Below are 9,869 nucleotides of genomic sequence, written 5' to 3' on the forward strand. Positions count from 1 at the left end.
GTGCGGCCGACCACGCGCCACGACCCGTCCGGCTGCAACCTGGTCACCCGGTAGGCGACGTTATCCGTCGATGTCGGCGACCACACCACGAGCATCGACCCATTCGCCAATCTCGTGGCCTCGACCCGCTGCGGGGCCTCGATCGGCGACTCCGCGAGCGCAGCGGCCGCACCGGCGTGATCAGCGCATACCTCGACCGCGGCGAGCAGCTCGCGCATCCTGGCATCGGCCGGTCCGGCCAGCGCCGCGGCGACGAGCCGGTCCGCCGCGGCGATGGCCTCTCGGGCTTCGGCGAGCAACTGGTCGATACTCGGCACCTGATTCGGTGGCAGCAGATCGGATGCGGTGCGGCGCACCCGTTCCAGATGCGGCAGCGCCTCGACATAGCGCTTTGCCGCACACGCGGCCGTGGCATCACGCCAGTGTGCCTGTGCCTCGTTCAGCACCCGGTCCACCTCATCGGATACCGACCGGATCGGAGTGAGCCCTTCCCCGTCGGACCCGACCAGCCGGTGCGCCTCCTCGACATACCGCGCGGCTTCCCGTGGGCGCCCCCCGCGCAGCGCCGCCCGGGCGGCCTTGAGCGGTGCTTCCCAGAGTCTGGGCGCAGGCGGTCGCGATATGGGTTGCGGCGGCGCGGTAGGCGGCGAATTCGTCACTCGCGCACCGAGTTCCGCGGCGATCTCGGTGAGCACCCGGGTGGCGTCGGCCCGATCGAGACCCAGCCGCATCGCCTCGTCGAGCAGATACCGGAAGTCGTCGCCGACGAGTTCATCCTCGACCAGCACCGCCGCCCTGACCTTGGGCCGCAATTCCTTCGCGACATCCTCGGCCACCGCCCGCAGATACTCCCGCAGCGTCGCCTCGCCCGATTCGAGCACATCGTGGATGTGAATCAGCAACTCATCCAACACAACTCGGATGCGACCGGGCGGCAGCTCTCGCGACCGCGCGCGCAGCGCCTCGGCGCGCAGGCGAATCTCCTGGGTCTGACCGGCTTTCGCCGGATCCACCCGGAGCAGCGCGAACAGCGTCGGCGTCGGTTCACCGTCGATGAGCCGTTCCCATTCGCTGAGCAACTGCCGAATCTGTTGTCTGCGTTGGTCGGTGAGTACACCGGCAGGCGCGGGGGCGTCCTCGATGACCCGATGCCTGCGCAATCGAGTCGCGACCTCGGCGGCACTGAGCCCACCCATCGCACCGATCTCCTCCAGCCCAGGCACCTTCCCGGCCGGAACCCCGCCGTGACGCTGCACCAATCGCGAGATCGCCGCGTCGAGCATCTCGTAGCGGTCCGCATCCCGGCGCTCGCGCATCTCCCGGATCCGCGCCGCTTCCGCGCGGCGGACCGCCGAATCCAGCAGTACGCGGGACAGCTTCGGATGCGCGTCGACCAGCAGCCCCACCAGCACCCGGTATTTCGGATGGTCGCGCTGGCGCTGCCAGAAACCCCAGACCTCCGCCACCCGGGCGGCGATCTCGGCATCGCTCAGCGCCTCCGTCTCGTCCAGCGGAATGTCGTAGAGCTCGAACGGATCCGACTCCTCGAGCCCGCCGCGGCGCTCGACATCGGCGAGCACCCGCTTGCGGTAGTCGTTCGGATCGAACGCCTGCATGGCCACGGCTCAGCTGTCGCGGCGGCGGGTGCGCTGAACCTGATCGAGTTCGCGCGCCACATCCGCTTGCGACAGGGTCGCGCCGGTCTGCGCGGTCAGGACCAATGGAACATCGGCGTCGACGTGATGGCAGGTGACGCGCAGGACGCCGTCGAAGCCCATCTCGAAGGTCACCCGCACCTCGCTGCCCTCGGGATAGCCCGCGGGGATGCCGCGAATGCGCCCTTCCACCAGCACCTTCGTATCCTCGGGGCGCGCCGATGCCGCCTGGCCCTGCTGTTCCACAATGGTCAGCGCGATTTCGTCCTGATCCGCGCGCACGGTGCCGAAGGAACGACGCACCTTCACCGGCAGCGTCGAATTGCGATGCACCAACCAAGTCGCCGCCAGCCCGTACTGATAGTCGAGCGCGAGCACACCGAAACCGCGCGAAACGACGGTATCGACCTGGATTTCGAGCATCCGGCGCACCAGCCCGACCGGCTGTCCGAAGGAGGCGGCGACGCGGGCGATCGATTGGTCCAGATCGGCCGGTGCGGCGTCGTCGATATTCGCGCCGTCGCGCAGTCGGCCGCGGGTAGTGAGGTCGGCGAGGACGAGACGTTCCATCTCCAGCTTTTCGCCGTACAGTGCCGCGCCGCGCGCCACCGAGAGGTCGGGATCGCGCAGTTCGCCGGCAAGGCCGAGTTCCTTACGCAGTTCGCGCTCCACCATCGGCATGCGCGAGGAGCCGCCGACGAGCAGCAGGCGGTCGACGGATGCGGCACCGCGCTTACTCGCCGCAGTCAGGCAATCGCGGGTCAGGTCGATGGTGCGGCGCATGAGCGAAGCCGTCATCGCGTCGACTTCGGCGCGCGTCAGCGGGATAACCGCGCGGGCGCCGTCGTGCGCGATCACCACATCGGTGCGCTCGGCATCGGTCAGCTCGCGCTTGGCGCGTTCGGCGGCCAGCACCAGCATCTGCGAACCCGCCGAATCGTCCAGCGGGTCTTCGGCATCCGGGTTCGCCTCGCAGAACTTTTGCGAAAGATACAGCGCGATGCGCTCATCCCAGTCGGCGCCGCCGAGTTGGTGATCGCCCTCGACCGCGAGCACCGAAATGCGGCGGTCGGCGAGTTCGATGACGGTGGCGTCGAAGGTGCCGCCGCCCAGGTCGTAGACGAGAACTGTCTCGCGCGGGCCCGGTTTGCCGAGGTCCATACTGCCATCGAGTCTGCCGAAACCGTAGGAGAGCGCCGCAGCGATCGGTTCGGAGAGCACACCGGCGACATCGAAGCCCGCATACGTGCCCGCCTGGATGGTCGCGCGCCGCTCCTCGTCGCCGAAGTAGGCGGGCACGGTGATGACCGCGCGCTGCACCGGTTCGCCACCGCTGAATTCGGCATCCGCGGCAAGGCTTTTCAGGATCAGCGCCGAAACCGCTGGCGCGGACCAGGTTTGCCCGTGCGCGGCGAAACGCCAGTCCGTATCGCCCATCCGCCGCTTCACCAGCGCACACACATGCTCCGGATCGAGCCGAGCCTGCCGCCGCGCACCCTCGCCCACCAGATGATCGAACGCCGACGCGAACAAAACGACCGAAGGCACCGTCGCCTCGCCGTTCAAACCGATCATGACTTCGGGCCGACCATCAGCGTCGATCCGCGCGATCGCCGAATTTGTCGTACCAAGGTCGATGCCGTAGACCCCCATGAGACGCGATGGTAGCAGCCACATCCGACACCAGCCCAGTTCCCGACAGTGGATCCCGATGCCGCCCAAAACAATCGGTGCGCCCCCGCGAACCAGCGTTAAAGTGCGAGCATGACCGACCCCGCCGAGCCGCACCCCGAGGACCCAACCACCCCCGCCGCGCCGCAGGTCGAGGTCAACCCGATCGCGCCACACACCGGTCATCCCACCGGCCCCCGCACGCCACCGCTCGAAAGCCTCACCAGCCCCATCGCACCGCAAGCTGGTAACCCCGCCAAACCCCTCACGCCGTGGGCCGACACGACGACCAGCCAAGCAGCGTCACGGTCTGGTCACCTCACCGACCCAGCCGCACCACAGGCCGAGACCTCCGCCACCCCCGCGCCGCAAACCGGAACCCACACCGACCCCTCGCCACCAGCCGGCGACACCGCCGATCCCCTTGCGCCGCAGATCAAGGCGCCAGCCGCGCCGCAGATCCATTACCCCGCCAACTCCCGCGCACCACAACTCGAGAACCCCACCGACCCGCTCGCCCACCTGGCGGAACGCATCGAAGACCTCACCCGAGTAATCGCCCGCCAAGCCACCACCATCGACCGCCTGGCCGACGAGGCCAAGGCCCGCGACCGACGCGACCGCAGCGGCGCCGACCTCCCCCTCGTCCTGGAACTCTTCGCCCTCCACGCCGACAGCACCGCCTGCGCCGCCACCGCCGAATCCCCGCGCGAGCGAGCAGCATTCGAAGCTGTCGCCACCCGCATCGAACGCCTGATCGCCGGCCGCGGCGGCACATTGGTCACCCCACGCCCCGATGACGCCTTCGACTCGCTCACTATGGAAGCGGCGGATGTCGCGAAGACCGACGATCCCGCACTGGACCGCACGGTGGAATCGGTCGTCCAAAGCGGCTTGACGGTCGCCGGCCGTTCGGTGCGCCCGGCAGGAGTGGTCGTCCGCCGACACCACTGACAACACGCCGCCCGCCACACGAACTCACCCGGCAGAAATAGTCGTCCGCCGACACCACCGACAACACGCCGCCCGCCACACGAACTCACCCGGCAGGAATAGCTGGTGCCACGACATCACTGGACAACCCGCTACCCGCCGAGCACGAGTTCGCCCGGCGAAAACATGCGCGGGATGCGAAACCCTGCGCGGCGCACCGCACTAAGCACTGACACGCGGGATTTCGGTACCGATTCGCGCCCAGCGGCCGGATTCTGCGCGCCAGACTACGGCGATGAGGCGTAGGAGCATGAAGGCTACGAGGCCGGTCCAGATGCCCGCTATGCCCCAGTCGAAGACGAGGGAGAGCCAGATGGCGGGAAGGAAGCCGAGGAGGGCGGCCCCGAGAGTGGTGTTGCGGAGGTAGGCGGCGTCGCCCGCGCCGAGGAGGACGCCGTCGAGGGCGAAGACGATGCCTGCGATCGGGATGATGGCGACGAAGAACCACCAGGCGACATGGGTGCGGTCGAGGACCGCCGGATCGTCGGTGAAAAGTTCGGGGATGACGGTCGCGCCCGCCGCGAAGGCCGCCGCAAGGACCAGCGCGAATCCACCCGACCAGCGGGTGATGCGGCGCGCCAAACCGCGCGCTCCGGTGGCGTCGCCCGCGCCGAGTGCCGCGCCGACCAGGGTTTGGGCGGCGATGGCGAGCGAATCCAGGGTCAGGGCAAGGAAATTCCAGAGCTGCAGGACCAGTTGGTGTGCGGCCACCGACGCCGCACCGAACCGGGAGGCGACGGCCGCCGCCGACACGAAGCTGGCTTGGAAGGCGAGACTGCGGGCGATCAGATCACGACCGAGTACCAGCTGTGCCCGCATCACCGACCAGTGCGGCGCCAGCGGAACACGTGCGCGCACCAGCGCCGTCAGGAACAACCCGGCCGTCACGGACTGGCCCGCCGCATTCGCGACCGCCGAACCCGCCAACTCCAGCCGCGGCGCACCCGCCAACCCGTGCACCAGCACGGGGCACAGCACCCCCGAAACCAGCAGTCCCGCAACAACGAACAGCAGCGGCCGACGCGTCTCCTGCACCCCACGCAACCACCCGTTACCTGCCATCGCGATCAGAATCAGCGGCACCCCGAACAACGCGATCCGCACCCAGACCAATGCCTCCCCCGCAATATCCCCACCACCCGCGATCACATTCGTCAGCGGAACCGCGATCGCCTGCCCCACAACAAGAACCAGCGTCCCGACGATCACCGCGACCCAGGTCGCCTGCACCCCTTCCCCGATCGCACCGCGCTCATCCCCCGCCCCATGCCGCCGCGCCGCCCGCGCGGTGGTCCCATACGACAGAAACGTCAGCTGCGAACTGACCTGCGCCAGAATCAATCCGCCGACCGCAAGCCCTGCCAATGCCAACGCCCCCAGCCGCCCCACCACAGCCAGGTCGAAGAGCAGATAGATGGGCTCCGCCACCAGCACACCCAAGGTCGGCAGGGCGAGTCCGAGAATCCGTCGCGGCCCCACCGCGCCGATCGGATTCGACGCAACCCCGCTGACTTCCGAACTCACCCGAGTTCAGCCAACAGCGCCGCGACGACCGATTCGGATGTGCCATTAGTGGTGTATCCAGCCGCGAACCGATGTCCTCCGCCGCCCAAAGACGTTGCGACAGTAGCCACATCGACACCATCCTGCGCCCCCGGCGCACTGTCGCGCGACCGCAGCGACACCGTCCACCGATCCGGAATCGTGCGCGATTCCTTGAACACAGCGGCAACCCCGGCCTCGGAGGTGGTGCGGACGATATCGACCACACTCTCCACCTCTTCCGAGCGCAGACCATCGACATCCTCGCGCCGCACAATGGCGTACACCAGTCCGGTTCCACCGCCGGCCTGCGGCTCCAACCGAGCCGAGCCGAGCACCCGCGACAGCATCGGCAACCAGCCGAATGGATGCGTATCCATCAGCGAGCGCGTGATCTCGGCACCGTCGATGCCGGTGGCCAATAGCCGCTCGGCCAGGTGATGGGTGCCGGGCCGCACCCAGCGGAAGGATCCGGTATCGGTGACCAATCCGGCGTAAAGGCAATGTGCCACTTCGGCATCGATCGGCACCTGCCAGGAATCGAGCAACCGCGCGATCAGACTCGTCGTCGATTCCGCACTGGCATCGATCACATTGATCGTCCCGAACCGGGTGTTGGAGCGGTGATGATCGAACACCAAAGTCGTTCGGGCCCCGGCCAATCGATCGGCGAGCGCACCCAGCCGACCGGCACTGCCGCAGTCTACGGAAACCAGCAGATCCACCTCGGCGGGTACCTCGGCTGACGGCACCAGATGCTGCACACCGGGCAGCGTCCGCATCGTTGCGGGCAGTTCGGCGGGCTCGGCGAACGATACCCACACCGGGACACCGCGCCGATGCAACACCAATGCCAGAGCGAGCCCGCTGCCGATGGTGTCGGCATCGGGCTGCACATGACACAGGATGGTGACCGAACGCGCCGCGTTCAATGCGGCAAGGGCCGGTCCGAAATCGACCGCATCGACAGCGACCCCCCTACCCGGGTCGACGGGCATCGTCGTCATGGTCTACCGCACGTCACTCGTCGGATTCGCGTTCGACCTTGTACGGGTCGGCATCGCCGGCATGGGTGGCGGTGGCCGCCACCTTCGCGACCGCGTCATCGGCGGCCCGCGCCCTGGCCAGCAGCTCTTCCATATCCCGTGCCGCGTCGGGCACCTTGTCGAGCACGAACGCCAGCGTCGGGGTGAATTTCACGCCGGTGCCCGCGCCCACCTTCGAGCGCAGCACACCCTTCGCCTTCTCCAGACCGGCGGCCGCGGCCGCGTAATCCGGTTCCACGTCGAGGGTTTCGCCCATCACCGTGTAGTACACCGTCGCCTCGCGCAGATCGCCGGTGACCTTCGCATCGGTCACGGTTACGAAATTCAGACGCGGATCCTTCACCTCGTATTCGATCGCGGTCGCCACGATCGCGGAAATCCGCTTGGCGAGTCGGCGTGCCCTGGCTTGATCCACCATGGCTGAACCCTCCTCACTACTGCTGTGTTCATTTTGCGGCGGGACCGGGGTCCTGCGTGGTTACGCAAGCTACCGCCTCCGGGCCCGTCGTTCCCGCCGCGGATCAGTCTTCGGGTCCGAAGATCCTGCGGCGCACTGCCAGCAACTCTAACTCCGGACGAGCCGCGACGTGACGCTCACATTTGTCGAGTACCTCGGTCAGGTGATCCATACCGGAACTGACCATGGCGACTCCGAGCAGTGAGCGACGGTGGCGGTCTTGTTCCCCACCCTCGGCGGCACTCACACCGAAGCGCTGCAATTCGGCCAGCACGGGCCGGATCACCGAACGCTTCTGCTTCAGCGAGTGCACATCTCCGAGCAGGATGTCGAACTCCAGTGCACCCAGGTACACCCAAGCCTCCTGTATCGGCGCCTACGAAAAGATTGTCTCGGCGGTCCGGCCCAGCGTTGACGGCCGGACCGGACCACCGACGAACAAATCAGTCGCGCGGCTTCTCGCGCAGCTCGTAGGCCTCGATCACGTCGCCTTCCTTGATGTCGTTGTAGGTCAACGTCATACCGCATTCGAAGCCCTCGCGGACCTCGGTGACGTCGTCCTTCTCCCGCTTCAAGGTGGAGATCGTGACCGTCTCGGCGACCACCAAGTTGTCGCGGAGCAGGCGCGCCTTGGCGTTGCGCTTGACCGAACCCGAGGTGACCATGCAGCCGGCGATATTGCCGACCTTCGACGAACGGAAGATCGCGCGGATCTCCGCCCGGCCCAGCTCGACCTCTTCGTAGATCGGCTTGAGCATGCCCTTGAGGGCCTTCTCGATCTCGTCGATGGCCTGGTAGATCACCGAGTAGTACCGGATGTCCACACCTTCGCGGTTGGCCAGCTCGGTCGCTTTGCCCTCGGCCCGGACGTTGAACCCGATGATGATCGCGTTCGACGCCGACGCCAGGTTGACGTTGGTCTCGGTGACGCCACCGACACCGCGGTCGATGACCCGCAGGCGCACCTCGTCGTCGATCTCGATACCGAGCAGCGCCTCCTCGAGGGCCTCGACGGTACCGGAGTTGTCGCCCTTGAGGATCAGGTTGAGCTCCGAAGTCTCCTTCAGCGCGGCATCCAGATCTTCCAGGCTGATCCGCTTGCGGCTGCGCGCGGCCAGTGCGTTGCGCTTACGCGCATTGCGCCGATCGGCGATCTGGCGAGCGATCCGGTCCTCGTCGACGACGAGCAGGTTGTCACCGGCGCCCGGCACCGACGTGAAGCCGATGACCTGGACCGGCCGCGACGGCAGCGCCGCGACGACATCGTCGCCGTGCTCGTCGACCATGCGGCGGACGCGACCGTAGGCGTCACCCGCCACGATCGAATCACCGACGCGCAGCGTGCCGCGCTGGATGAGCACGGTCGCCACCGGACCACGGCCACGGTCGAGGTGTGCCTCGATCGCAACACCCTGTGCGTCCATATCCGGGTTGGCCCGCAGGTCCAGCGCCGCGTCCGCGGTCAGCAGGACCGCCTCGAGCAGTTGCTCGATATTGGTCCCCTGCTTGGCGGAGATGTCGACGAACATGGTGTCGCCACCGTATTCCTCGGCAACCAGGTTGTATTCGGTCAGCTGCTGCCGGATCTTATCCGGGTTCGCGCCTTCCTTGTCGATCTTGTTGACCGCGACCACGATCGGCACGTCGGCCGCCTGCGCGTGGTTGATGGCCTCCACCGTCTGCGGCATGACGCCGTCGTCGGCGGCGACCACCAGGATCGCGATATCGGTGGCCTTCGCACCACGGGCACGCATGGCGGTGAACGCCTCGTGACCCGGGGTGTCGATGAAGGTGATGAGCCGGTCGTTATCGCCCAGATGGGTGAGCACCTGGTAGGCACCGATGTGCTGGGTGATGCCACCGGCCTCGCCCTCACGGACGTTGGCCTTACGGATGGTATCGAGCAGTCGGGTTTTACCGTGGTCGACGTGACCCATGACGGTCACCACCGGCGGACGCTGTTCGAGGTCTTCCTCGCCGCCCTCGTCCTCACCGTAGGTCAGGTCGAACGACTCCAGCAGCTCGCGGTCCTCGTCCTCGGGGCTGACCACGTGCACGACGTAGTTCATCTCGCTGCCGAGCAGCTCGAGGGTCTCGTCGTTCACCGACTGGGTCGCGGTGACCATCTCACCGAGGTTGAACAGGGCTTGTACCAAGGCGGCCGGGTTCGCATCGATCTTCTCCGCGAAGTCCGACAGCGAGGCACCCCGGGCGAGACGGATGATCTCGCCGTTACCGCGCGGCAGCCGCACGCCACCGATGGCGGGGGCTTGCATGCTTTCGTACTCGGCGCGCTTCGCCCGCTTCGACTTACGGCCACGACGCGGGGCGCCACCGGGACGACCGAACGCACCGGCCGCACCGCCACGGCCACCGGGACCACCCGGACGACCGCCGCCACCGCCACCGGGACGACCGCGGAAACCACCGGCCGCGGGAGCACCGGCACCTGCACCGGGCGCACCCGTGCCACCGCCGCCGCCACCGCCGCCGCGGTAGCCACCG

The 9,869-nt window shown here is 67.7% G+C and carries 8 protein-coding genes; 1 reads left to right on the forward strand and 7 read right to left on the reverse strand.

Annotation, left to right across the window (positions count from 1 at the left end; genetic code table 11):
- Both ON44_RS21990 and ON44_RS21995 read right to left on the reverse strand, forming a co-directional pair.
- Positions 1-1,622 (reverse strand): Ig-like domain repeat protein (locus ON44_RS21990; RefSeq protein ID WP_157187251.1); only part of this gene is annotated, 1,622 nt, incomplete at its 3' end.
- A 3-nt stretch (positions 1,623-1,625) separates the two neighbouring features.
- Positions 1,626-3,308, reverse strand: a complete 1,683-nt coding sequence (locus tag ON44_RS21995) for an Hsp70 family protein (protein ID WP_040693058.1) — start codon at positions 3,306-3,308, stop codon at positions 1,626-1,628.
- Positions 3,309-3,419: 111 nt separating this feature from the next.
- Here ON44_RS21995 and ON44_RS50360 point away from each other — a divergent pair, with 111 nt between their 5' ends.
- On the forward strand, positions 3,420-4,280 hold the full coding sequence (locus tag ON44_RS50360; RefSeq protein WP_083898056.1) for a nucleotide exchange factor GrpE: 861 nt from the start codon (positions 3,420-3,422) through the stop codon (positions 4,278-4,280).
- A gap of 201 nt (positions 4,281-4,481) precedes the next feature.
- Here ON44_RS50360 and ON44_RS22005 read toward each other — a convergent pair whose 3' ends face one another.
- The 5 genes from ON44_RS22005 to infB all read right to left on the reverse strand — a co-directional run.
- Positions 4,482-5,843, reverse strand: coding sequence for an MATE family efflux transporter (locus ON44_RS22005; protein WP_174415113.1), 1,362 nt, complete (start codon positions 5,841-5,843; stop codon positions 4,482-4,484).
- The gene (locus ON44_RS22010; protein ID WP_245567277.1) at positions 5,840-6,859 is read right to left on the reverse strand and encodes a DHH family phosphoesterase; all 1,020 of its coding nucleotides are present in this window, start codon (positions 6,857-6,859) and stop codon (positions 5,840-5,842) included. Before ON44_RS22010 ends, ON44_RS22005 begins: the two co-directional genes overlap by 4 nt.
- A gap of 22 nt (positions 6,860-6,881) precedes the next feature.
- Positions 6,882-7,325, reverse strand: a complete 444-nt coding sequence (gene rbfA / locus ON44_RS22015; RefSeq protein WP_040693060.1) for a 30S ribosome-binding factor RbfA — start codon at positions 7,323-7,325, stop codon at positions 6,882-6,884.
- A gap of 103 nt (positions 7,326-7,428) precedes the next feature.
- Positions 7,429-7,719 carry a DUF503 domain-containing protein gene (locus tag ON44_RS22020; protein WP_040693064.1) on the reverse strand — a complete coding sequence of 97 codons (291 nt, stop codon included), beginning with the start codon at positions 7,717-7,719 and terminating at the stop codon, positions 7,429-7,431.
- 88 nt (positions 7,720-7,807) lie between these two features.
- Positions 7,808-9,869, reverse strand: a 2,062-nt coding sequence (gene infB / locus ON44_RS22025) for a translation initiation factor IF-2 (protein ID WP_083898057.1), incomplete at its 5' end; no start/stop codon positions are given.

It is taken from the genome of Nocardia vinacea NBRC 16497 (assembly GCF_000308835.1).
Lineage (GTDB): Bacteria > Actinomycetota > Actinomycetes > Mycobacteriales > Mycobacteriaceae > Nocardia > Nocardia vinacea.

What these genes read in the sequence shown, in the direction of transcription:
- ON44_RS21995 (WP_040693058.1), bottom strand. Translation starts at nt 3,308, where the DNA reads ATGGGGGTCTACGGCATCGACCTTGGTACGACAAATTCGGCGATCGCG.
- ON44_RS50360 (WP_083898056.1), top strand. Translation starts at nt 3,420, where the DNA reads ATGACCGACCCCGCCGAGCCGCACCCCGAGGACCCAACCACCCCCGCC.
- ON44_RS22010 (WP_245567277.1), bottom strand. Translation starts at nt 6,859, where the DNA reads ATGCCCGTCGACCCGGGTAGGGGGGTCGCTGTCGATGCGGTCGATTTC.
- rbfA (WP_040693060.1), bottom strand. Translation starts at nt 7,325, where the DNA reads ATGGTGGATCAAGCCAGGGCACGCCGACTCGCCAAGCGGATTTCCGCG.